Raw genomic sequence first — 21,503 nt, 5'->3', positions numbered from 1 at the left:
GCTCAGCCCTTCGACAGTGCGGTCTTGCGGTGCTTGAGGAACTGGGCCTCTTTGCCGCCGAAGTAGTCCCAGGGCGACGCGGTGGCCTTGTTGCCGAGGGTGCGGAAGAACGGTGCGGCTTCGCGGTGGTGGCCGCCCAGACTCAGCGCCCCGGCGAAGTCGTTGTGGTCGCCGACCCAGTGGAATCCGGGCCGGTAGTCGGGGTGCTGCACGGAACGGGCGGCGGCGGCCAGGATCTCGTCCCGGACCTCGGCCGGGCGCAGATGATCGCTGCGGCCGTTCTCGGCGGTGTCCAGCCAGCGCTCCAGGTGCAGTTGGGCGATGAGCCGGCCCGCGTGGCTGCCCGGAGGCGCAGCATCCAGACAGGCGCGGGCGAACCCGTGCGCCTCCTCCCAGCTGCCGCCCCATTTGGGGCACAGCTGCTGGAGCAGCAGGGTCTGCCCGTGGATGTGGTGCGGGTGGTGCTCGGCCAGCCGGTCGTAGCGCCGCCGCGCCTCGCTCTGTCCGAGTTCGAGCCCCCGTGCGGTGGTCAGACGGGTCGCCCAGGCAAGCGCGTACGCGGGGTGCTCGGCGCACACGTCGATGAGCAGCTTCTCCGCGCGCCGCAACCACTCGTGGAACTGCCGGAACTGATCGCGCGAGACGTGTTCGGCGCGGTAGGAGCTGCGGATCTCCCAGCCGACGCCGATGTACCGGATGGCCAGCAGAGTCCGGGCGAGGGCGGAACCGGGGTGCTCGGCGACGACCCGCTCCAGGAACTGCTCGGAGGAGCTGAGGTCGTAGAGGAGACCCGCGGCGATCGCCCGGTCGTCCTCGTGGTCGAGGAAGTCGAAATACGCCTCGGTGGAGGCCCAGTCGTTGTTGCGTATGGCGTTCCGGAGTTCGCCGAGCGAGGGGATGTTGACGCACGGGTCGAACTCCGCGCGTATCGGGGGAGCGGTGGGAGACATGACGGACCTCGGAGCGGACGCGACCGGCTGCTGTACGGGCTCGGTGTGCCGAGCACGCATGGGCGTGCAGGTGGGATGGAAGGAGTGCGGCGGGGCGAACGCGTGTGCGGGGGTCCACGCGAAGAAAACGCAGGTTAGCAGTCCGTACGGACCGCGAGACAGGGACATTCGTGGACGGGACACGGTGCGCCGACGACCGCCCCTGAACCGCGCGTGGCTACTCCGCGAGCGGCAGCGCGCCCCCGCCTCCGCCCTCGCCTCCGCCCCCGTCCCGGCAGTCGCGGCAGTTGCCGGGGGTGGGGGAGCGGAAGACGCGTTCGCAGTGGTCGCAGTTCTGGAGGGGGATGGGTGCGCGGTGGGGGGTGCGCGGGGGCGGGAGGAGGCGGGTGAGGCGGTGGCGGAGGAGTTTGGCGGGGTGTTTGAGGGGGTGCGGGAGATCGGCGGTGAGGGCGTGGCGGATGGCGGTGGACGTGGCACCGCGTTCGTACCAGGCGACGACGGCGGGGGCGAGGTGATGGACGTCGCGTTCGGCGAGGGTGAGCTGGGGTGTGTGGTGGTGGAGGTCGGTGAGGAGGGCGAGGGCGGCGTGCTGGTGTTGGGGGAGGGGGTCGCGGGGCTGGGGGAGCGGTGGGGGTGGAGGTTTGGAAGCGGCGGGGGCGGGGATGCGGGGCGGTTCGGGACGCGGTGCGGGTTTCGGTGCGGGCCTCGGTGCGGGCCTCGGTGCGGGGGAGAGCGCGGGTGGCGGGGGTACGGGGGCTGGGGCCACCGGGGCTGGGGCCGGGTGGGTGGGCTTGGGGCGTCGTTTGGGCGCGGGAACGGGGTGGGCGTTGGCGGAGCCCGGCTGGTTGTAGGAGCAGGTGCGGGTGATGACGCGGCCGTTGGGAAGGCGTTCGCGGGTGCGCTTCAGATAGCCGTGGGCTTCCAGTTCGCGCAGGGCGGCGGCGATGCGGGCTTCGCTTTCCGGGAACCGCTCGGTGAGGGTTTTGATCCCGATTTTCGCTCCGGTGGGGAGCGACTGGATGTGGGTGGCGAGGCCGATCGCGAGAAGGGAGAGCTCGCGATGCTGGGCGAGGTGGTTGCCGACGACCGTGAAGCGGCTGGTGTGGCGGGAGTTGATGTGCATGACGCCCGACGAGGGCGCGGCGTCCACCGGAACGGGAGACGGGGCGCGCGGGGGCGCGCTAACCTGCTGGGTATCCATCGGGAAGGTTGCTTCTTCCTCGTTGGTCAGGCCCTCGATCGGGATTGCGAGTCCCGGCCGGGGGCCGACGTATGTCTCGGGTTGTGAGGGCGAGCATATGCCTGCCAACCGGACGGAAATCCAGCTGAGTTGCTGATCCTCACCCGTGTGAGTGACGGGGCGTGTGTGTGGCCGGGGTGGGGGACGGGGGGTTGGGTTGGGTTGGGAAGTTTCTTCTCCATAAAGCCTTGAAAGCCTTTTGCGTCGGGGCGCGCCGCGTCACGGTTCGTCGGGACGCGGCGGACCGGGTCGCGGGTGTCACGACCCGGTGAGGGCCACCTCCGCCCAGACGGTTTTGCGCGGGAAGGGCCCCACCTGCACGCCCCAGCGGATGGCGATCGCCTCGACGAGCAACAGCCCGCGCCCCGCCTCGGAGTCGTCGTTCCGCTCCGGGAGGCGGGGCAGCACGTCCCCGCGAGCATCGGCGACCTCGATACGGAGCGTGTCTCCGGCGACGGTCAGCATGATGCGGAAGTCCCGCCCCGCCACGTACCCGTGCAGCGCAGCATTCGACGCCAGTTCGGCGATGACATGCCCGGCGTCCTCCAGCGGCAGTCCCCACGAACGGAGTTGCTCGGTCGCGAGCAGCCGGGCGAGCCGGGCGCCCCGACGGGTGGCGGAGAGCTGCACGGCGAAGTGGCCGCTGCGAGCACGCGGTTGGGTGATTTCTCGGTTCACGTCACTCAGCGTGGCCGGAGATGCCTACTCTGAACAGCAATGACGCGTGTACGGACAGTGACTGTCCAGCGGTTGTACGGGCCTGTCCATCCGGTACGGCGTCGAACGCGAATCGGTGCGGGGCACGGGTGGAGGCGGATGCCGTATGGCGAGTGAGGGCAACAGGGACAACGGGGACAACATGGCGGACGGCCCTGACTGGGAGTTCGACATCGAGGACGACTCGGGCGCGGTGATCGCGGCGGTCGGCCGCCAGATCCGGCTCTGGCGCGAAGCGGCCGGCCTGCGTGCGGCGGAACTGGGCACTGCGATCGGCTACGGCGAGAACCAGGTCTACAAGGTGGAGGCCGGGAAGCGCATCCCCAAGCCGGAGTTCCTGGACAGGGCGGACGAAGTCCTGGGCGCGCGCGGGATGCTCGCCGCGATGAAGAAGGACGTGGCGGAGGCGCGGTACCCGAAGAAGGTTCGTGACCTGGCGAAGTTGGAGGCGGATGCGGTCGAGATCGGGTCGTACGCCAGCGATGTCGTGGACGGCCTGCTTCAGACCGAGGAGTACGCCCGAGTCCTTTACAAGGGGCGACGCCCTGCTTTCTCCGAGGGCGAGGTTGAACGACGGGTGGCTGCACGTTTGGCCCGCCAGTCCGTCTTCGAGCGAGAAGCGACCCCGCTGCTGACGTTCGTCCAGGAAGAGGCAACGCTGAGGCGGCCGACCGGTGGGAAAATGGTGTTGCGGCGGCAGCTCGAACACCTGCTAGAACTGGCCTCGTTGAGGCATGTCGAGATCCAGGTGATGCCGACCGATGCGGAGGAGCATGCGGGGCTGGACGGCTCGCACCGGGTGCTTAAGCTGAAGGACGGCAAGGCTGTGGGGCACAACGAGGTCCAGCTCACCAGCCGCTTGATCACCGATCCCAAGGAGGTCCAGATCCTTGAGATGCGATACGGCTTGATCCGGGCCCAGGCGTTCACGCCTCGGTTCTCACGGACCTTCATCGAGAAACTGCTGGGAGAGACATGAGTGCCAAGCCCATGGCCGGGGACCTGCCCGGGCTGACGTGGTTCAAGAGCAGCTACAGCACTGCGGATGGCCCCTCCTGCGTCGAGGTAGCGGCAGCCGCGACCACGATCCATGTACGCGACTCCAAGAACCTGCCAGGCGGCCCCCAGCTCGGTTTCGCCCCGCACGCCTGGGCGGAGTTCGTCACGTACGCCTCCGGCAACTGACACCGCGCCCACCACCACCCGCCCCGATCCCCTGCCTCTTGGGGGAGCGGGGCGGTCGTGCTGTCGGCAACGCCCCTGGTCCGACGACCGCTGCGAGTTCCCGCACTCTGGAGACCCTGGGGTGCCGAGAGATGAGCTCGCGAACGATTCGCGAGATTGCCGGGCAATCGCGGACTTCACCGCTACTGATACGGGCTGCAAGTAACAACTGCTGGGTGACTTGTTCCGGCTTGCCCCACTGCCAGAACGCCCGCCCCAGGTCAGTGAGGTTTTCTCAACGGAGATCGTGTCTCGTCCCGGGTGAGCTGGTCCCATGCTTGCTCAGCTGAGATTGTGGCTCGATGTGGCGTCGCGGATCATGCGCATGTTCGGCAGTTTCCCTCGCCAGAGCTCTCGCTCGCCGGTGGCCTTGAATCCGTAGCGTTGGTAGAAGCGGATCGCGCGCTCGTTGTAGTCGGTGACCCACAGGCGTATAGGTGCACTCCCCGCCCAGGTGAGGAACTCGCCCATCAATCGGCCTCCGGTGCCTCGGCCCTGGGCTTCGTCCAGCAGGTACATCGGCCCGAGGGTGACCATCTCGTCCCGGCGGCCGCACAGGAAGCCGACGATCTCCGTCCCGGAGCGGACGACACGGCAGAACAGCAGGTCCGGCTGCCTCCCTGCCGCCTCGATGAACTCTCGCCACTGGGCGATTCCCTCCGTGGTGGCAGAGGGGCCACGGTGCTCACGGATCCAAGTCTCGTCAATCCCTGCGTCCGCGCAGGGATACGTCTGCAGCCAGATCCTCAACTGCAGGGGGCCCAGAGACGAGGCGTCGTCAGCGCGAGGGCATTCGATCACGTGGGTCATGGTGACCATCCTCAACGAAGCACGCCGAGCGCCTCGCGCGATTTTTGCGACCTCGTCTTCACGGGTCATTTCCAGATCCCGTTGAGGGCGAGGGCGGCGCGGGCGATATCGCCGATCCGACCGGGGCTGAGTGTGACGTACTGCAGGGTGCGCCATCGCTGCTTGAGTTCGGCGGCGGTGCGCTCGCCGAGGGCTCGCACGCGCCGCACCAGGGTGTTGAACATGCGCGTGTCGACGTGAAGTGTCTGTTCGGACTTTCCCTTTGGGCGTCGGACGGGGATGACGATGCCAATGCCCGCGCCGAACTGCACGGAGAGCACGAAGATCATTTCGTTGAGAAAACCTCAGTGAGCAGCCGGGCCTCGCCCGTGCGCACAAGAGCGCGGCGGCGAAAGCGGCGACCGGGCTGCTCGTGACGGGTTCCTCCCGTATCGGCGGCTCCCGCTCTCGATACGTACAGACTCCCGGCCGGGCCCCGGTGCGCGGCAGAGCCGGTTGCACTCACCTCCGTATGACGAATGTCAGTTTCCGCGAGTGACACGAGGTTCGGTGAGGTGTTCAAGAAAGGAGACTGTGCACGAATTTGGGCCGTGAATAGCGATTGAATCGCCAACATATTCTTCGCACGCTCATTCTGGTCGAGGAAGATAATTGATGACCCGACGGATGGGTAATATGTCGCCATGCTGCCCCGTGCAAGAAGAATCCCTTGCGGTCGGGTGGTGCGGAGAATGGCGAAAGGAATCGGAATCCCGTGAGGAAAACCATGCTGGCCGGAATTATCGCCGGGGTGTGCGTAACGGCGACCACGGTCGTTACGGGTGGTACGCAGGCGATGGCCAACCCCAACGACTGCCCTAAGGACTACGTATGCGTCTGGGGCGACAGCAACTACGAGGGGCGCTTCCTCTTCGTGCCGGGAACCAGCCGAAAAAATGTCGGCGATCGGATGAATGACCTGACAACTGCCCTGTGGAATCGCACGGGTTCCACGATCTGTTTCTACGACGACACGGGCTACGGCGGCTCTCTCCTCGCGAGGGTGGGGCCGGGCGAGTCACGCCCCAACGTCGGACGGACCGCGAACGACAGGATCAGCTCCTGGCGAGCCTGCTGACGCGTAACCTCTCACTCCCCTGAATCGGGAGTGGTTTGTATATCTTCCCTGCGCGAGAACCTGCCTCGCAGGCGCTGGAAAGGGCGCAAACCTCTCCCGACGCGGGCTGTCCGTACCTGCGGTTACTTGAGAAGCCGTTGTTCTATCGATCTTGAGTGCGGTGTGATTGAAAGTGGCTGCCGGGGCGGGTGGACTTGGTCGCGTTTGCGCATGAGGAAAGGGCCTCTGGAGCAGTTCGGAGTTGCTGAGACACCGAGCACGCCAGGAGGCCCTGTTGTCTATGGTGTACGCGGTCGAGGGCGAGAATCTCAACTTGTAGGTCATGCCGTGCGATTGTCTCGCTCACCGGTTCGGGAACGCGGCCGATCAGCCTGGCCGGGCGTCGGCGGCCGGCTGCCGCCGACTCCACCGCCGTTACGAACGCAAGGCCGACCCACTTCCTCGCCTTCGCCAGCATCGCCTGCACCCTCATCTGCTACTGCAGACTTGCCAAATGAGATGACATCTATGAGGTCGTCTCGACGGGTGTGCAAAGCTCCGTCTCCCGCACGGCCGGACTGTCGGTAGACAATCCGTGTGCAGCGGTTGATTGGCTTGAGGAACACTGTGCGGATGAGCTCCGCAGCCTCCCGGACATCACAGGAACGGGCCCTTGGTCATGTTGCGGAACTGGCGTCGGGCCCTCCGGTGGACCCGACGCTGCGGGTGACTCTCAACTTCCACCCAGACCTGCTGCTGCACGGCAAGCCGATCCTGGATGCCATGGCCGAGGATGGTGTCTACCGCTCGCAGTTCGTCACGGGGACCAGCAACGGCGGGCTGACCGCATATCCCGGCGGCGACCGGTGGCGCTGGGAGAGCCGGATCTTCGACGGGGCGTACGACGAAGCGCCCGCTCATGAGCGACCCGTCTATGGGGCGTTGAACTTCCGTCGCAAGCCCGTCGGCGGGGCGCCGCGGTTCGGTTCTGCCCACTTCCGGCTGACAGCTGAGACGCTGACGCGGACCACGTTCTGCTACCCGGACAGTTTCCTTGAACCCTCGGAGTTCGGTGTCGCGGCCCGCATGGGGCTCATCGAGCCTGCCCTCGCCGATCGTCAGGACGACCTCGACGACTACATCGAGGCGCAGGTCCACGGGCCTGTGCGACCGAACTGTCACGTGGAGGCGCTGGTCCTGGACCCCTGTTATCGAGGTACGGCTGTCGAGGCTGCGGCCCTACGCCTGGGCTGCCCCGTGGAGTGTCACCCCGGTTTCCGGCTCAGGGTCGAGGAACTTCTCCGCCATCCCGGCTACCGCGGTCAGGAGTACGTCGACTTGGGCGCACAGATTGCCGTCGACGGCGTACTCGATCCGCGCATCGTCGGGGATGCAGCGCGGGCCGGCCGCCATGCCCCCCAGGCGATCAAGAAAGTGTGGCACTACCTCGCGCGGTTCGGGGCGCCCGGGAAGGTCGCTGACATTTCGGTGAGTCCGGCACCGACGGAGGGGGAGGGGGCTGTACTCGGTGGCCTTCGTTGAGGGGCTGGTGTCGGCTGGTGCCGACTGGTGTCACTGAGCAGGGGAGCAGGCGGTTCAGCGCCACGCCGCGAGTACGTCGTCGGGCCCCCAGTGGGCGACCAGCCCTTCCGCTGCCGTACCCGTCGGCGGTCGGCGGCTGACCGCGATGAGCGCTGCACCCTCCGCGCCCGGTACCTGCTGTGCCGCTGACGCGAGCTCCGTCAGATCGCGTACGCCGAAAGGTGTCTCGTCACGCCACTTCACCGATCCGACGAAGAGGACACGGCGCGCGACGGGCTGCGCGTCCGCACCGACGAGGTCGATCTCCGGGTTGTTCTGACGGTTCCACCAGCCGCCCACCTCAGTCGCTTCGGGGAACAGTCCGTCGGGCACTCGGCGTGCCAGTGCCTCCCTGATCACCGGCTCCACCGCGCGGCCTCGCCAGGATGGCCACGACCGTCGAATTCGTGCAGCCGATACGTCGCCTCTGCCTCTCTCCGCCTGCGCAACGGCGTTCTCCAGGTGCGCCAGCCAGAACCGCAGGTAGGTGTCGTCGATCCGGTAGCGCTTGAGCTTCGGGGCGGGCCGGGTGGACAGCGGAACGTCCGCGGCCACGATCTTCTTCGCTTCGATGAGTTCGGTCAGTATCGGCGCCAGGGTGCCGTGTGCCAGTGGGCGTCCGTCGGCGCCTCCCGTGCTTGCGGCGATACCGGAGAACGTCCGCTCGCCGGAACCGATCGCACGCAGCACCCGGCCGGCCTGGAGCCGTGCGGGAAACTCCGCCGCGAGGGAACGCTCGCCCGTCGTCAGCAGCACCGACGAAGGGTCTTCCACCTGGCGCGTCAGATATCCGGCCACCGACTCACCCGCCCGCCAGTCGGTCACGACCTCGGGGAAACCCCCGGTGACCAGGTATGCGTCCAGTGCGTCCGCAGCGCCGAGCGCGGTGGAATCCTGGATGTCCGCAGGATTGAGCGGTCCCACGGTGTACTGGCCGGCCCTCCCGTAGAAGGGATGCTCGTACGACGTCAACCGGTCCATCATCGCGAGATCGGAGCCGAGCAGCAGCAGGAGCACGGGCTTCGCGGACAGGTGCATGTCCCAGGCGGTCTTGAGTGCCGCATCGAATCCCGCGTCTGCCTCGGCCAGCCAGGGGACCTCGTCCAGCACGAGAACGACCGGCTCGTCCGCGGGCAGCGCCGCAGCCACTGCGGCGAGCGTCCGGCCCCAGTCCTCGGGGGCGGCGGCCTGTCCCAGGGCGGCTCCGTGTTCTGTCATGCCATTTCCCCCGGCGACCGCCTCGAACAGTGCCCGCCGGGCCATCGGCGCGGGCTGGCTTCGGGTGGCCTGGAAGAACACGTACCGCTGCCCCGACCGTGCGCAGAACTCCTGCACCAGCCGGGTCTTGCCGATCCGGCGCCGGCCTTTGATCACCAGCGCCTGTCCCGCGCTGCCGCCCGAAGCGGTTCTGACCTTGTCCAGCCAGGATCCGAGAATGCGCAATTCACGACTGCGTCCGGTGAAGGCCATGGGCATCCCTGAAGTAGGAACCATTCAAAGTATGTGCCGTTCCTACTTTACGGCCACGGACCTTCGTGGGCTTCGTGGTCGGCCAGGTGCGGGAGGAATTACGGGAGGAATGCGGGGGCGGTGAGGCCGCCCGGGAGCCGTCCGCCTCGACCACGTCGGCGGCGAAGGTGCCGCGTCGACATCGGCACCGGGTCGGCCGGATGATCTCCGGGCCGGCACCACGGGGTGCCCATTCGGACGCCTGCGTGCCTTTCGGCCTCAGGGCGGGGGCGGCGCTCCCGAGCGAGGACGTTCCTTGGCGCCGGGCCGGGCTCGGAGTGGCGGAGACGGTTGTCGGTCCCAGGGTTCGGATTGCGGATGCCGTATTCGGCGACACGCTGGGCAGGAGAGGTTCGGGCGCGAAGCTCGCCCCGGCCATGCCTCCACTTCCCCCGGTCCGTGTCCGCAGGTCCGCCTCCTCGTACAGGCGGCATCGGTGCGGCCGGCCGGCACACCCGAGAGGACAACACGTATGCCCACGGTGACCACGCGCGACGGTGTCGAGATCTTCTACAAGGACTGGGGCCGCGGCCGCCCCGTCGTCTTCATCCACGGCTGGCCCCTGAACGGGGACGCCTGGCAGGACCAGCTCAAGTTGGTCGCGGACCATGGGTTCCGCGGCATCGCGCACGACCGGCGCGGGCACGGCCGCTCGACCCCGGTCTGGGACGGCTACGACTTCGACACCTTCGCGGACGACCTGAACGACCTGATCACCCGACTGGACCTGCGGGACGTCACGCTGGTCGGGCACTCGATGGGCGGCGGCGAACTCGCCCGTTACATCGGCCGCCACGGCACCGGCCGGATCAGGTCGGCCGTCCTGCTCTCGGCGATCACCCCGCTGATGCTCAAGGGTCCCGACAATCCCGAGGGCGTACCGCAGCCGGTCTTCGACGGCATCAAGAAGGGCATCCTCGCCGAGCGTTCGCAGTTCTGGAAGGACACCGCCGTCGGCTTCTTCGGCGCGAACCGTGACGGCAACAAGGTCACCCGGGGCAACCAGGACGCCTTCTGGTACATGGCCATGGCCCAGACCATCGAGGGCGGTGTCGCCTGTGTCGACGCCTTCGCGGCCACGGACTTCCACGAGGACCTGAAGAAGTTCGACATCCCGACGCTCGTCGTCCATGGCGACGACGACCAGGTCGTCCCCATCGACGCCACGGGCCGCAAGTCCGCCGCACTCGTCCCGGATGCGACCCTCAAGGTCTACGAGGGCGGCTCCCACGGCATCGCCCTCGTACCGGGCGACAAGGAGAGGTTCAACAAGGACCTCCTGGAGTTCCTCGAACGCTGAACCACCGGTTCGCCGTGAAGAAGCCGGGCCGTTCAGGGCGGCGGCCCGGCTTCTTCACGCTCCGGCCGGGTGGGGCCATCGCCCAGTGCGGGGCGACGCCGATCGACCGGCCCGGTCGCGGAAACGAAAGCCGCCGCCGAACGTCGCGTCGGGGGAACATGACGAAGCCCTTCCCCGGTGGAGGGAAGGGCTTCGTGAGCGAGCGCTGGGCAGGCCTTGCACCTGCATTTCCCCACGGGAAGTGGGGCGTCTTTCCTTGGACCACCAACGCAGCGTCAGGCGCCGCATGTTGCGGCGTGCTGACAAGATCAACTATAGCGCATGCGGGCCGTCGGCCGGGCCAGGCCGACGTGCGACGGTTTGCCGGGATTCCGGCTCCGGCGCGACTTCCTTGCTCCCGCACCCGGCTCCGCTGTCCCTCCGCACTGCGGGCCCAGGTGTGGGCCCGCAGCGCCGGCCGCGGCCATACGGAGGCGGGATCGCTACGACCGGTCGTCGCCGTGGTCGCAGGCCCGGTGTCGTCCGCCGTGCACCGCCGCGTACGCCGCCGGACGGGGCACGGCGGCGGCCCGGTCGAGTCGCGCGACCGAGGCCCGGCCCGCCGACGACTTCGAGTCGTGGATGACCCGGCCGCCCACCAGGGTCAGCTCGACACGGGTGTCGCTGATGTCGGCCACCGGGCATTCCGTCACATCACGGTCGAGAACGATCAGATCCGCCGCCAGCCCGGGCCGGACAGTTCCCGTCAGCCGGTCCATGCGCAGCTGCCATGCCGTGCCGTACGTGTGCATCCGCAGCGTCGACGTACGGCTCAGCCCCTCCAGCTCCCGGTGGAGCGGACCCTCGCCCTCCGAGCCCGTGCGGTCGATCGCCGTACGGATCTGGTTCCACACCTGGAGCGGGTCGACCGGCCAGTCCGAACCGCCCGAGAGCCGGGCCCCTGCCCGCTCCAGGGAGCGGGCGGGGTACATCCACCGGTGTCGCTCGGGCCCGATGTACGGCAGGAGCGCCTCCATCGTCCACGTGTCCTGTGTCGCCCACTGGAGCTGCATGCAGGCCACCACGTCCAGTGCGGCGAACCGCCCCAGGTCCGCCGGGTCCACCACCTGGAGGTGAGCGATGGTGTTCCGGGCACCGCGCACCCCGGTCGTGCGCCGGGCGTACGCGTACCCGTCCAGCGCCGTACGCACCGCGCGGTCACCGAGCCCATGGGCATGCATCTGCCAGCCGGCCCGGTTGAAGGCCGCGGTCAGCCGCCCGTAATCCTGCGCGGAGACATACAGCTCACCCCGGTTGTCCGTCGGGTGTCCGGAGCCGTCCAGATAGGGCTCCAGGAGCGCCGCGGTCTGCGCCGGGTACTCGATCACCCCGTCGAGGAACACCTTGATCGTCCCGAACCGCAGCCCCGGTACGTCCTGGAAGGCGCCCCGCAGCCCGCGTGCATGGGCGAGCGCCGCCGCCGGGTCCTTCGCCAGGTCCGAGTCGATACTGATCGCGGGGACGATCCGCTGCGGCAGCTTCCCCGCCTTTGCGAGGGCCTGGTACGTCGTCAGCTGACTCCGCCCGACCACCGCGTCCATCATCGTGGTCACCCCGGAGGCCGCCGCCTGGGCGAGGACCCGGGAGCAGGCGGCGACCAGTTCGGCCTCGCTCGGCTCCGGGATGTGACGGTTCACCAGGTTCTGGGCGTCGTCCTTGAGTACCCCGCTGGGCTTCCCGTCCGGCCCCTTCACGATCTTTCCGCCCACCGGATCGGGGGTTGTCGCGGTGATGCCGGCGATCTCCAGGGCGCGGGCGTTGACCCAGGCGTTGTGGCCGTCGCCCCCGAGGAGGGCGATCGGGCGGCGGGTGGGAAGAGTGTCGAGCAGGGAGTGGTGGGGGAGGGTGCCCTGCGGCAGCAACCCGATCGGGTTCCAGTCCGAGACCACCAGCCAGCCGTCGGGCTCCTGGCCGGGCGTGTCCTGGAGGAAGCCGGTGAGGATCGCGAGGAGTTCGTCGGCGGTCGTCTCGGCGCCCCCCAGAGAGGGGCGCAGTGAGCGCTCGCCCGCGCTGAGCGGGTGCACATGGCCGTCGTGGATGCCGCTCATCACGGTCGCCCCGCGCGCGTCGACGACTTCGGTGCCCCGTCCGACCAGGCGCTGCAGTTCGCGGCCCCGGCCGGTGGCGATGATCCGGCCGTCGTGCCCGACGGCCACGGCCTCGACGGGTCGGGAGCCGGGGAGCCCGGTGAACACCCGTGCGTTGTGGACAACCAGGGCCGCGGCGCTCCGATTCGTGGCGGCCGCGGCGGGGCCGGCCGCCACACCTACCAGTCCGGCCGCGCCTGCGGCGAGCATGGTCCGCCGGGCGAGAGAAGAAGTCATGACCACTCCAAGGGTTCGACTGCATTCGCTGTGGCCGGACACTCTTTGATTAACGCCGTAACCAGAACCCGCCCGGAACGACGGAATCCGTAGGATGAGGTCATGTCAGGGCCCACTCTCGCCGATGTGGCACGAGCCGCGGAGGTTTCCACCGCCACCGTCTCGCACGCTCTCAACGGAACCGGCCGGCTCGCCGACTCCACGCGCCGCCGGGTCTGCGAGGTGGCCACCACGCTCGGGTACGGCTACCAGCGGACCCCGCGGACCGGGAAAACCCTGGGCGTGGCCGTCACGACCTACGCCGGATCGGCTTGGAACTTCTTCGACGTCCCGTACTTCGCCCGGTTCCTCACCGCCGCCACCGCCACCGCGCACGCGCACGGCTACGCCCTGACGATCCTCCCCGCCACCTGCGGGGCCGGGACGCCCTGGCACACCCTCACCGTGGACGGCATGCTGCTCATCGACAGCCCCATGGACGACCCGGTGCTGCGCGCGCTGCGCGCCCGGGACATCCCGCTCGTCTTCGACGGCCGGCCCGTCGATCCGAGGCCAGGGGACGTCTGGGTCGACAACGACCACACCGCCACCACCCGCGAGGTGCTCAGCCACCTGGCGGCCTCGGGCGCCCGGCGGATCGCTCTGCACGCCGGGTACGGCGACGAGCACTACACCCGGGTGGTGACCCGCGTGTACGAGCAGTGGTGCCACGAGCACGGCCGGACGCCACTGCTCCTCACCTTCGACCCGCACGACGCCCCGGGCCACGGCTTCGACGCGGCCTTCGCCGCCCACGCCTGCGACGCGGTCTACACGGTCTACGACTCCGGCGGTCGCCAGGCCCTGGCCGCGGCGGCCCGCCATGGCCTGCGGGTCCCCGACGACCTCCTCCTCGTCTGCGCCAGCGAGGACCAGGCATACGCCGAGACCGATCCACCGGTGAGCACCGTGACCCTGCACCCCGCGACGATCGCCGAGACCGCGGTGACAGCCCTGGTCTCCAGCCTGACTCCCGGCGCCCCGCCACCACCCCCCGGCGCCCTGACGGTCCCGGCTGTCCTCCACCCCCGCCGCTCCTCGCACCGCCGGGCCCGGCCCGGCGGTACTCGGCCGGGAGGCTGAGACACCCACGTCGGTTGTCGGTCATGGCAAGGGCCTACGGGCGTAGTGCCTTCTCCGCGCCGGCGGCTCGATTTCTGCCGCCCCGTTCGCCTTCTGGGACGATGCGGAGAAACGGGATGATCCGACCAGGAAGGCAATGGTATGTGCGGAATTGTCGGGTACGTCGGTGGGCAGTCGGCGCAGGACGTCGTCGTCATGGGTCTCAAGCGCCTCGAATACCGGGGCTACGACTCGGCGGGCATCGCCGTCCTCGCGGACGGCGGGCTGGCCGCCGCGAAGAAGGCCGGGAAGCTCGTCAATCTGGAGAAGGCGCTGGCCGAGGCCCCGCTCCCGGCCGGGACCACCGGGATCGGGCACACCCGCTGGGCCACTCACGGCGCCCCCACCGACGCCAACGCCCACCCGCATCTCGACAACGCCGGACGCGTCGCCGTCGTACACAACGGGATCATCGAGAACTTCGCCTCCCTGCGCGCCGAACTCGCCGAGCGCGGCCACGACCTGGCCTCCGAGACCGACACCGAGGTCGTCGCCCACCTCCTCGCCGAGGCGTTCTCATCCTGCGCGGACCTGGCGGAGGCGATGCGGCAGGTCTGCCGGCGGCTGGAGGGTGCCTTCACCCTCGTCGCCCTGCACGCGGACGACCCCGGCACGGTGGTCGGGGCCCGGCGCAACTCACCGCTCGTGGTGGGGGTGGGGGAGGGCGAGTCGTTCCTGGCCTCCGACGTGGCCGCGTTCATCGCGCACACCCGCTCGGCGATCGAGCTGGGCCAGGACCAGGTGGTGGAGCTGCGCCGGGACGGCGTCACCGTCACCGGCTTCGACGGGCGGCCCGCCGACGTCCGCGAGTACCACGTGGACTGGGACGTCTCCGCCGCCGAGAAGGGCGGCCACGCCTCCTTCATGCTCAAGGAGATCGCCGAACAGCCCAAGGCCGTCGCCGACACGCTCCTCGGGCGGATCGACGGCGCGGGCACGCTCCACCTCGACGAGGTGCGGATGCCGCCCCACGAGCTCCGCGAGGTCGACAAGGTCGTCATCGTCGCCTGCGGCACCGCGTTCCACGCCGGGATGATCGCCAAGTACGCCATCGAGCACTGGACCCGGATCCCCTGCGAGACCGAGCTGGCCAGCGAGTTCCGCTACCGCGACCCGATCCTCGACCACCGCACCCTCGTCGTCGCGATCTCGCAGTCCGGCGAGACGATGGACACCCTGATGGCCCTGCGGCACGCCCGCGAGCAGGGCGCGAAGGTTCTCGCCATCTGCAACACGAACGGCTCCACCATCCCCCGCGAGTCCGACGCCGTGCTCTACACGCACGCCGGGCCCGAGGTCGCCGTCGCCTCCACCAAGGCGTTCCTCACCCAGCTCGTCGCCTGCTACCTCGTCGCCCTGTATCTCGGGCAGATCCGCGGGACGAAGTGGGGCGACGAGATCCGGACCGTCATCCGTCAGCTCGCCGAGATCTCCGGGGCGGTCGGACGGGTCCTTCGGACCATGGAACCCGTACGCGCGCTGGCCCGCTCTCTCGCCGGCCACGACACCGTGCTCTTCCTGGGCCGTCACGTCGGCTACCCCGTGGCCCTGGAAGGCGCGCTGAAGCTCAAGGAACTCGCGTACATGCACGCCGAGGGTTTCGCCGCGGGCGAGCTCAAGCACGGGCCGATCGCCCTCATCGAGGACGGTCTGCCGGTCGTCGTGGTCGTGCCCTCGCCGCGTGGCCGGTCGGTGCTGCACGACAAGATCGTGTCGAACATCCAGGAGATCCGGGCCCGTGGCGCGCGCACCGTCGTCATCGCCGAGGAGGGCGACGAGGCGGTCGTCCCGTACGCCGACCACCTGATCAGGATTCCCGTTACGCCTACGCTGCTTCAGCCGCTGGTGTCGACCGTGCCCTTGCAGGTCTTCGCCTGCGAACTGGCGACGGCCCGCGGCAACGATGTGGACCAGCCGCGCAATCTGGCGAAGTCCGTGACCGTGGAGTAGCGAGAGTCGAGGGAACACGCGTGATCATCGGGGTCGGGATCGATGTGGCCGAGATCGAACGGTTCGATGCGGCGCTGGAGCGAACGCCGCATCTGGCCGACCGGCTCTTCCTGGAGAGCGAGCTGCTGCTGCCCAGCGGCGAGCGGCGGGGAATCGCCTCGCTCGCCGCCCGGTTCGCCGCCAAGGAGGCCCTCGCGAAGGCACTCGGCGCACCGGGGGGCCTGCTGTGGACGGACGCCGAGGTGTGCGTCGAGGACAGCGGGCAGCCCCGGCTGCGGGTCCGCGGCACGGTCGCCGCGCGCGCGGCCGAGCTGGGTGTACGGCACTGGCACGTGTCGCTCAGCCACGACGCGGGGGTGGCGTCGGCCGTGGTGATCGCGGAGGGTTGAGTACATGCGTACCGCCTACAGCGTTCAGACCGTACGGGCCGCCGAGCGCGCCCTGATGGCCAAGCTCCCCGAGGGCGCCCTGATGCAGCGCGCCGCGGCGGGACTCGCGGCGGCCTGCGCCGATGTGCTGCGGCGGCGCGGCCGGGTGTACGGGGCCCGGGTCGTCCTGCTCGTCGGCAGCGGCGACAACGGGGGCGACGCGCTGTACGCGGGCGCCCGGCTGGCCCGCCGCGGCGCGGGCGTGCGCGCCGTGCCCACCTCGCCGGTCCAGGTCCACCAAGGCGGGCTCGGGGCGCTGCTCGCGGCGGGCGGGCGCGTGGTGGGCGGCGCGGACGGAGCGACGGCGGCGGACGCGGTGGCGGGCGCCTGGGGCGGGCACGTCGATCTCGTCGTGGACGGGATCACCGGCATCGGCGGGCGCGGCGGACTGCGCCCGGAGGCCGCCGCGCTGGTGCGGGCCTTCGAGGCGACCGGTGCGGCCTTCGTCGCCGTCGACCTGCCCAGCGGCGTCGAGGCGGACACCGGCGAGGTGCTCGGCGACGCGGTGCGGGCCGACGCGACCGTCACCTTCGGCACGTACAAGCCCGGGCTGCTCGTCGACCCGGCCGCCGAGCTGGCGGGCGCGTTGCACCTCGTCGACATCGGGCTCGGCCCGGAGCTGCCCGAGGTGCCCGAGCTGGAGGCGTTGCAGTACGCGGACCTCGCCGCGCTCCTGCCGGTACCCGGCAGCGAGAGCGACAAGTACCGGCGCGGTGTCGTGGGCGTCGTCGCCGGGTCGGCGCGGTATCCGGGGGCGGCGGTGCTGGCCGTCTCCGGGGCGCTGCGGGGCGGTGCCGGAGCGGTGCGGTACGTCGGGCCGGGGGCCGACGCGGTGATCGCCCGCCATCCGGAGACGCTGGTCCACGCGGGGCCGCCCGCCAAGGCGGGGCAGGTGCAGGCATGGGTCGTCGGGCCGGGGCTCGGTGACGGTACGGAGGCCGTGGAGGCGGTCCATGACGTGCTGGGGACGGACGTTCCGGTGCTCGTGGACGCGGACGGGCTGCGGCTGCTCGACGCCGCCTCCGTACGCGCGCGCACCGCCCCGACCCTCCTCACCCCGCACGCCGGTGAGGCCGCGGCCCTGCTCGGCGTCCCGCGCGAGGAGGTCGAGGCGGGGCGGCTCGCCGCCGTACGGGAACTGGCCGCCCGGTTCCGTGCCACGGTCCTGCTCAAGGGATCGACGACCCTGGTCGCCGCCGACGCCGGACATTCCCCCGTACGGGTCAACCCGACCGGCACCTCCTGGCTGGCCACGGCCGGAAGCGGTGACGTCCTCTCCGGTCTGACCGGCTCCCTGCTGGCGGCGGGCCTCGCCCCGCGCGACGCCGCGTCGGCCGGCGCGTACCTGCACGGCCTGGCCGCCCGGCACGCCTCGGACGGCGCCCCGGTCGCCGCGCAGGACGTCGCGGAGGCCATCCCGGCGGCGTGGCGGGACGTACGGGCCTGAGTGATCCTGGGCGCAGACAGCGGCAGGCACCGACAACCAGCAGCGGCAGGCCCCGACGAGCAGTGCCGGGCAGCCGCGTGCGGACGCCGACAGGAGGGCCGATCGTGGGCACCAGCAAGGGCAGCGGCACCGATGTGCGCGTACGCCGGGTGTACGACCCGCAGGAGGACGGCGACGGCACCCGCGTCCTCGTCGACCGGCTCTGGCCGCGCGGCGTGGCCAAGGACCGGGCCGGGATCGACAAGTGGCTCAAGGACGTCACCCCGTCGAAGGAGCTCCGCTCCTGGTACCACGAGGACCGCACCGGAAGCCGCTACGACGGCTTCGTCGACCGCTACCGCGCCGAACTGGCCGACCCCGTCCACGCGGCGGCCGTCGACGAGCTGGTGGAACTGGTCCGCGAGGGCCGCCCGGTGACTTTGGTCACGGCGGTCAAGGACCTACCGCACAGCCATGTCCCGGTCCTCGTCGACCATCTGGAACACGAGCTGCGCCACCGCTGAGAGCCTGTCGGGTGACCTCTGAGGTGTACGCGCGCGGCAGGGCCGGCGACCCCGGCGGCCGGCCCCTCCCGGCCCGCCGCCCGAAGGGGCTGCCGTACGCCTCTGAGAGACTGGGCGCAATGAACGAGACAGCGCCCTTGAGAGCCCGTGCCGAGATCGACCTCGCCGCATTGCGCGCCAACGTACGCGTACTGCGCGCGCTGGCCGGCGGCGCGCAACTGATGGCCGTCGTCAAATCCGACGCGTACGGACACGGAGCGGTGCCCTGCGCCCGTGCCGCGCTGGAGGCCGGGGCGACCTGGCTGGGCACCGCGACGCCGCAGGAGGCCCTCGCCCTGCGGGCGGCCGGGCTCGGCGGCCGCGTGATGTGCTGGCTGTGGACGCCGGGCGGGCCCTGGCGCGAGGCGATCGAGGCCGACATCGATGTGTCGGTGAGCGGGATGTGGGCCCTGCGCGAGGTCGTCGCCGCGGCCACGGAGGCCGGTATTCCGGCCCGTATCCACCTCAAGGTCGATACCGGCCTCGGGCGCAACGGCTGCCAGCCGGCCGACTGGCCCGAACTGGTCGCCGCCGCCCGCGCCGCCGAGGACGCGGGCACCGTCAGGATCGTCGGCCTCTGGTCCCACTTCGCCTGCGCCGACGAACCCGGCCACCCCTCCATCGCCGCCCAGCTGAACGTCTTCCGCGACATGGTCGCGTATGCGGAGAAGCAGGGCGTCGACCCCGAGGTGCGCCACCTGGCGAACTCCGCGGCGACGCTGGCGATCCCCGAGGCGCACTTCGATCTGGTACGGGCCGGGATCGCGACATACGGCATCTCGCCCAGCCCCGAGCTGGGCACCCCGGCCGATTTCGGGCTGCGCCCCGTCATGACGCTCATCGCGTCGATCGCCCTGGTCAAGCAGGTGCCGGCCGGTCACGGAGTCGGCTACGGACACCACTACACGACCTCCGCCGAGACCACCCTCGGCCTGGTGCCGGTCGGCTACGCGGACGGCATCCCGCGCCATGCCTCCGGCCGGGCCCCCGTCCTGGTCGGCGGGGTGTGGCGGCGGATCGCGGGCGGGGTGGCCATGGACCAGTTCGTCGTCGACCTCCACGGGGACGAGGTCGAGGCGGGCAGCGAGGCGGTGCTCTTCGGCCCCGGGGACCGGGGCGAGCCGAGCGCCGAGGACTGGGCGCGGGCCGCCGACACGATCGGGTACGAGATCGTCACCCGGATCGGCGCCCGTGTGCCGCGCGTCCATCTGCATGGCACCCCGGCCGAGTCCTGACCGGTCAAGCGCCCCTGACCAGGCACGATCTGAGCACGACCGGAACTGACCGGTCCTGACCTGACGGATACGACCGACGAGGAGCGCGGCACGGTGAGCGAGATCAGCGCGGGGGACTCGGTGACGACGGCCGCCACGGCGGTCGGCTGGCGCCGGGCGGGGATCGCCGGAGCCGCCATAGGTGTGATCGCGGCAGGCGCGGCCGCCGGGGTCGCCGTCGAGCGGCTGACCGTGGGCCGCGGCATGCGCAGGCGGGCCAGGCTCGCGCTGGACGCCTCGGGGCCGTACGGCTCGTTGCGGGGACTGCCGGGCCGGGCCGCGGCCGATGACGGCACCGAGCTGTACTACGAGGTGGACGAGGTCGAACCCGACGGCGGCACCGGGGCCGCGGCGGGTGGCGAGGGCGGCACCGGTGCCGCCGCGGGGGCCGGTACGCGCCGTCGCAGGCTCTTCGGCCGCAAGGCGCCCGCGCCCGTCACCGTCGTCTTCAGCCACGGCTACTGCCTCAGCCAGGACTCCTGGCACTTCCAGCGGGCGGCGCTGCGCGGTCTGGTCCGCACCGTCCACTGGGACCAGCGCAGCCACGGCCGTTCCGAGCGGGGCCGGGCCCAGGCGGACGGGGTGACGGTCGGCATCGACCAGCTGGGCCGGGATCTGAAGGCGGTCATCGACGCGGCCGCCCCCGAGGGCCGGCTGGTGCTGGTCGGGCACTCGATGGGCGGCATGACGATGATGGCGCTCGCCGAGCAGTACCCCCAGCTCATCCGGGACCGGGTCGCCTCCGTCGCCTTCGTCGGCACATCGAGCGGGAAGCTGGGCGAGGTCAGTTTCGGGCTGCCGATCGCGGGGGTGAACGCGGTGCGACGGGTGCTGCCCGGGGTGCTCAGGGCGCTCGGCTCCCAGGCCGAGCTGGTGGAACGGGGCCGTCGCGCGACCGCCGATCTCTTCGCTGGTCTGATCAAGCGGTACTCGTTCGGTTCGCGGGACGTGGACCCGGCGGTCGAACGGTTCGCCGAGCGGCTCATCGAGTCCACCCCGATCGATGTGGTCGCCGAGTTCTACCCGGCCTTCACCGAACACGACAAGAGCCACGTCCTGCCCGCCTTCCGTGAACTCCCGGTGCTGATCCTGGCGGGCGACAAAGACCTGGTGACGCCCAGCTCGCACAGCGAGGCCATCGCGGACCAGCTCCCGGAGGCGGAGCTGGTCATCGTCCCGGACGCCGGTCATCTGGTGATGCTGGAACACCCGGAGACGGTGACCGACCGGCTGGCGGACCTGTTGGTACGCGTCGGGGCGGTACCGGCAGCGGCTAACGTTGGCGGGCATGGAAGCACCGCACAACAGCCTGGCGACTGAGGCCGGCGAGGGCGCCGCGCCCGGCACCGCCGCCATGACCCTGGCCGTCGGGTCCCCCGAACAGATGCAGGCCCTCGGCCGCCGGATCGCCACCGTTCTGCGCCCCGGCGACCTCGTGATGCTCACCGGCGAGCTCGGCGCCGGGAAGACGACACTGACCCGGGGGCTGGGCGAGGGCCTCGGGGTGCGTGGCGCCGTCACGTCCCCCACCTTCGTGATCGCCCGCGTCCACCCCTCGCTGACCGGCGGTCCCGCGCTGGTCCATGTCGACGCGTACCGCCTGGGCGGCGGACTCGACGAGATGGAGGACCTGGACCTCGACGTGTCGCTGCCGGAGTCGGTGGTGGTCGTGGAGTGGGGCGACGGCAAGGTCGAGGAGCTGTCCGACGACAGGCTCCAGGTGGTCATCCACCGGGCGGTCGGCGACACGGACGACGAACGGCGCACGGTGACGCTGATCGGCGTCGGGGCGCGCTGGGCGGGCCTGCGCGAGGAACTGGCGGGCGGACTGCCGGGGCGACCGGCCCGGTAGGGGCCGCTGGGTGTGCTCCGCGGGGTGGACCCGTTCGGCACCGGCCACGGGGACACCGC

At 70.5% G+C, this 21,503-nt stretch carries 20 protein-coding genes; 13 read left to right on the top strand and 7 right to left on the bottom strand.

Annotated elements, in window-relative coordinates:
- Positions 1–2: 2 nt before the first annotated feature.
- The 3 genes from ACF08M_RS08935 to ACF08M_RS08925 all read right to left on the bottom strand — a co-directional run bounded on the left by ACF08M_RS08935 (position 3) and on the right by ACF08M_RS08925 (position 2,868).
- Entirely contained in the window at positions 3–950 is a 948-nt protein-coding gene (locus ACF08M_RS08935) for a hypothetical protein (RefSeq protein ID WP_392184571.1), read from the bottom strand.
- Positions 951–1,167: 217 nt separating this feature from the next.
- Entirely contained in the window at positions 1,168–2,151 is a 984-nt protein-coding gene (locus tag ACF08M_RS08930; RefSeq protein WP_392184570.1) for a helix-turn-helix domain-containing protein, read from the bottom strand.
- Positions 2,152–2,448: 297 nt separating this feature from the next.
- The gene (locus ACF08M_RS08925) at positions 2,449–2,868 is read right to left on the bottom strand and encodes an ATP-binding protein (RefSeq protein ID WP_392184569.1); all 420 of its coding nucleotides are present in this window, start codon (positions 2,866–2,868) and stop codon (positions 2,449–2,451) included.
- A gap of 181 nt (positions 2,869–3,049) precedes the next feature.
- Between ACF08M_RS08925 and ACF08M_RS08920 the strand changes: the two genes are divergently transcribed.
- Together ACF08M_RS08920 and ACF08M_RS08915 are read left to right on the top strand one after the other, a co-directional pair.
- Positions 3,050–3,886, top strand: a complete 837-nt coding sequence (locus ACF08M_RS08920; protein ID WP_392184804.1) for a helix-turn-helix domain-containing protein — start codon at positions 3,050–3,052, stop codon at positions 3,884–3,886.
- Positions 3,883–4,092, top strand: a complete 210-nt coding sequence (locus ACF08M_RS08915) for a DUF397 domain-containing protein (protein ID WP_392184568.1) — start codon at positions 3,883–3,885, stop codon at positions 4,090–4,092. The genes ACF08M_RS08920 and ACF08M_RS08915 overlap by 4 nt, the downstream gene beginning before the upstream one ends.
- Before the next feature lie 321 nt (positions 4,093–4,413).
- Here the strand turns inward: ACF08M_RS08915 and ACF08M_RS08910 are convergent, their stop codons facing one another.
- Positions 4,414–4,941 carry a GNAT family N-acetyltransferase gene (locus ACF08M_RS08910; RefSeq protein WP_392184567.1) on the bottom strand — a complete coding sequence of 176 codons (528 nt, stop codon included), beginning with the start codon at positions 4,939–4,941 and terminating at the stop codon, positions 4,414–4,416.
- Positions 4,942–5,006: 65 nt separating this feature from the next.
- Positions 5,007–5,270: a transposase family protein gene (locus ACF08M_RS08905; RefSeq protein WP_392184566.1), complete on the bottom strand. Its 264-nt coding sequence runs from the start codon at positions 5,268–5,270 to the stop codon at positions 5,007–5,009.
- Positions 5,271–5,695: 425 nt separating this feature from the next.
- Between ACF08M_RS08905 and ACF08M_RS08900 the strand changes: the two genes are divergently transcribed.
- Positions 5,696–6,058, top strand: a complete 363-nt coding sequence (locus ACF08M_RS08900) for a peptidase inhibitor family I36 protein (protein ID WP_392184565.1) — start codon at positions 5,696–5,698, stop codon at positions 6,056–6,058.
- A gap of 612 nt (positions 6,059–6,670) precedes the next feature.
- The gene (locus tag ACF08M_RS08895; protein ID WP_392184564.1) at positions 6,671–7,579 is read left to right on the top strand and encodes a DUF3626 domain-containing protein; all 909 of its coding nucleotides are present in this window, start codon (positions 6,671–6,673) and stop codon (positions 7,577–7,579) included.
- Positions 7,580–7,633: 54 nt separating this feature from the next.
- On the opposite strand, the gene ACF08M_RS08890 is transcribed toward ACF08M_RS08895, so the two are convergent.
- Entirely contained in the window at positions 7,634–9,088 is a 1,455-nt protein-coding gene (locus ACF08M_RS08890) for an ATP-binding protein (protein WP_392184563.1), read from the bottom strand.
- Between the two features lie 511 nt (positions 9,089–9,599).
- Here ACF08M_RS08890 and ACF08M_RS08885 point away from each other — a divergent pair.
- On the top strand, positions 9,600–10,427 hold the full coding sequence (locus ACF08M_RS08885) for an alpha/beta fold hydrolase (protein WP_392184562.1): 828 nt from the start codon (positions 9,600–9,602) through the stop codon (positions 10,425–10,427).
- 482 nt (positions 10,428–10,909) lie between these two features.
- On the opposite strand, the gene ACF08M_RS08880 is transcribed toward ACF08M_RS08885, so the two are convergent.
- Entirely contained in the window at positions 10,910–12,790 is a 1,881-nt protein-coding gene (locus ACF08M_RS08880; RefSeq protein WP_392184561.1) for an amidohydrolase, read from the bottom strand.
- 102 nt (positions 12,791–12,892) lie between these two features.
- Between ACF08M_RS08880 and ACF08M_RS08875 the strand changes: the two genes are divergently transcribed.
- The 8 genes from ACF08M_RS08875 (at position 12,893) to tsaE (ending at position 21,444) form a co-directional block, all read left to right on the top strand.
- A complete protein-coding gene (locus tag ACF08M_RS08875) occupies positions 12,893–13,912 on the top strand; it encodes a LacI family DNA-binding transcriptional regulator (RefSeq protein ID WP_392184560.1) in 1,020 nt (339 codons plus the stop codon).
- Between the two features lie 141 nt (positions 13,913–14,053).
- Entirely contained in the window at positions 14,054–15,901 is a 1,848-nt protein-coding gene (gene glmS / locus ACF08M_RS08870; protein ID WP_392184559.1) for a glutamine--fructose-6-phosphate transaminase (isomerizing), read from the top strand.
- 20 nt (positions 15,902–15,921) lie between these two features.
- Positions 15,922–16,290: a holo-ACP synthase gene (locus tag ACF08M_RS08865; RefSeq protein WP_389791336.1), complete on the top strand. Its 369-nt coding sequence runs from the start codon at positions 15,922–15,924 to the stop codon at positions 16,288–16,290.
- 4 nt (positions 16,291–16,294) lie between these two features.
- Positions 16,295–17,776: an NAD(P)H-hydrate dehydratase gene (locus tag ACF08M_RS08860; RefSeq protein WP_392184558.1), complete on the top strand. Its 1,482-nt coding sequence runs from the start codon at positions 16,295–16,297 to the stop codon at positions 17,774–17,776.
- Between the two features lie 104 nt (positions 17,777–17,880).
- The gene (locus ACF08M_RS08855; protein WP_392184557.1) at positions 17,881–18,279 is read left to right on the top strand and encodes a DUF488 domain-containing protein; all 399 of its coding nucleotides are present in this window, start codon (positions 17,881–17,883) and stop codon (positions 18,277–18,279) included.
- 119 nt (positions 18,280–18,398) lie between these two features.
- A complete protein-coding gene (gene alr, locus ACF08M_RS08850) occupies positions 18,399–19,553 on the top strand; it encodes an alanine racemase (protein WP_392184556.1) in 1,155 nt (384 codons plus the stop codon).
- Positions 19,554–19,646: 93 nt separating this feature from the next.
- The gene (locus ACF08M_RS08845) at positions 19,647–20,912 is read left to right on the top strand and encodes an alpha/beta fold hydrolase (RefSeq protein ID WP_392184555.1); all 1,266 of its coding nucleotides are present in this window, start codon (positions 19,647–19,649) and stop codon (positions 20,910–20,912) included.
- Positions 20,881–21,444: a tRNA (adenosine(37)-N6)-threonylcarbamoyltransferase complex ATPase subunit type 1 TsaE gene (gene tsaE, locus ACF08M_RS08840; RefSeq protein ID WP_392184554.1), complete on the top strand. Its 564-nt coding sequence runs from the start codon at positions 20,881–20,883 to the stop codon at positions 21,442–21,444. Before ACF08M_RS08845 ends, tsaE begins: the two co-directional genes overlap by 32 nt.
- The last annotated feature ends 59 nt before the right edge of the window (positions 21,445–21,503 follow it).

The sequence above is a fragment of the Streptomyces sp. NPDC015032 genome (assembly GCF_043080425.1).
In the GTDB taxonomy this organism is placed as follows: Bacteria; Actinomycetota; Actinomycetes; order Streptomycetales; family Streptomycetaceae; genus Streptomyces.
The sequence above is the reverse complement of the archived record's forward strand: the minus strand, read 5'-3'. Positions and strand labels throughout refer to the sequence as shown.

Bases quoted from the DNA above. Each gene is read 5' to 3' on its own strand.
- ACF08M_RS08935 (WP_392184571.1), bottom strand. From the start codon at position 950: ATGTCTCCCACCGCTCCCCCGATACGCGCGGAGTTCGACCCGTGCGTC.
- ACF08M_RS08930 (WP_392184570.1), bottom strand. From the start codon at position 2,151: ATGGATACCCAGCAGGTTAGCGCGCCCCCGCGCGCCCCGTCTCCCGTT.
- ACF08M_RS08920 (WP_392184804.1), top strand. From the start codon at position 3,050: ATGGCGGACGGCCCTGACTGGGAGTTCGACATCGAGGACGACTCGGGC.
- ACF08M_RS08915 (WP_392184568.1), top strand. From the start codon at position 3,883: ATGAGTGCCAAGCCCATGGCCGGGGACCTGCCCGGGCTGACGTGGTTC.
- ACF08M_RS08910 (WP_392184567.1), bottom strand. From the start codon at position 4,941: ATGACCCACGTGATCGAATGCCCTCGCGCTGACGACGCCTCGTCTCTG.
- ACF08M_RS08905 (WP_392184566.1), bottom strand. From the start codon at position 5,270: ATGATCTTCGTGCTCTCCGTGCAGTTCGGCGCGGGCATTGGCATCGTC.
- ACF08M_RS08895 (WP_392184564.1), top strand. From the start codon at position 6,671: ATGAGCTCCGCAGCCTCCCGGACATCACAGGAACGGGCCCTTGGTCAT.
- ACF08M_RS08890 (WP_392184563.1), bottom strand. From the start codon at position 9,088: ATGGCCTTCACCGGACGCAGTCGTGAATTGCGCATTCTCGGATCCTGG.
- ACF08M_RS08885 (WP_392184562.1), top strand. From the start codon at position 9,600: ATGCCCACGGTGACCACGCGCGACGGTGTCGAGATCTTCTACAAGGAC.
- ACF08M_RS08880 (WP_392184561.1), bottom strand. From the start codon at position 12,790: ATGACTTCTTCTCTCGCCCGGCGGACCATGCTCGCCGCAGGCGCGGCC.
- ACF08M_RS08875 (WP_392184560.1), top strand. From the start codon at position 12,893: ATGTCAGGGCCCACTCTCGCCGATGTGGCACGAGCCGCGGAGGTTTCC.
- glmS (WP_392184559.1), top strand. From the start codon at position 14,054: ATGTGCGGAATTGTCGGGTACGTCGGTGGGCAGTCGGCGCAGGACGTC.
- ACF08M_RS08860 (WP_392184558.1), top strand. From the start codon at position 16,295: ATGCGTACCGCCTACAGCGTTCAGACCGTACGGGCCGCCGAGCGCGCC.
- alr (WP_392184556.1), top strand. From the start codon at position 18,399: ATGAACGAGACAGCGCCCTTGAGAGCCCGTGCCGAGATCGACCTCGCC.
- tsaE (WP_392184554.1), top strand. From the start codon at position 20,881: ATGGAAGCACCGCACAACAGCCTGGCGACTGAGGCCGGCGAGGGCGCC.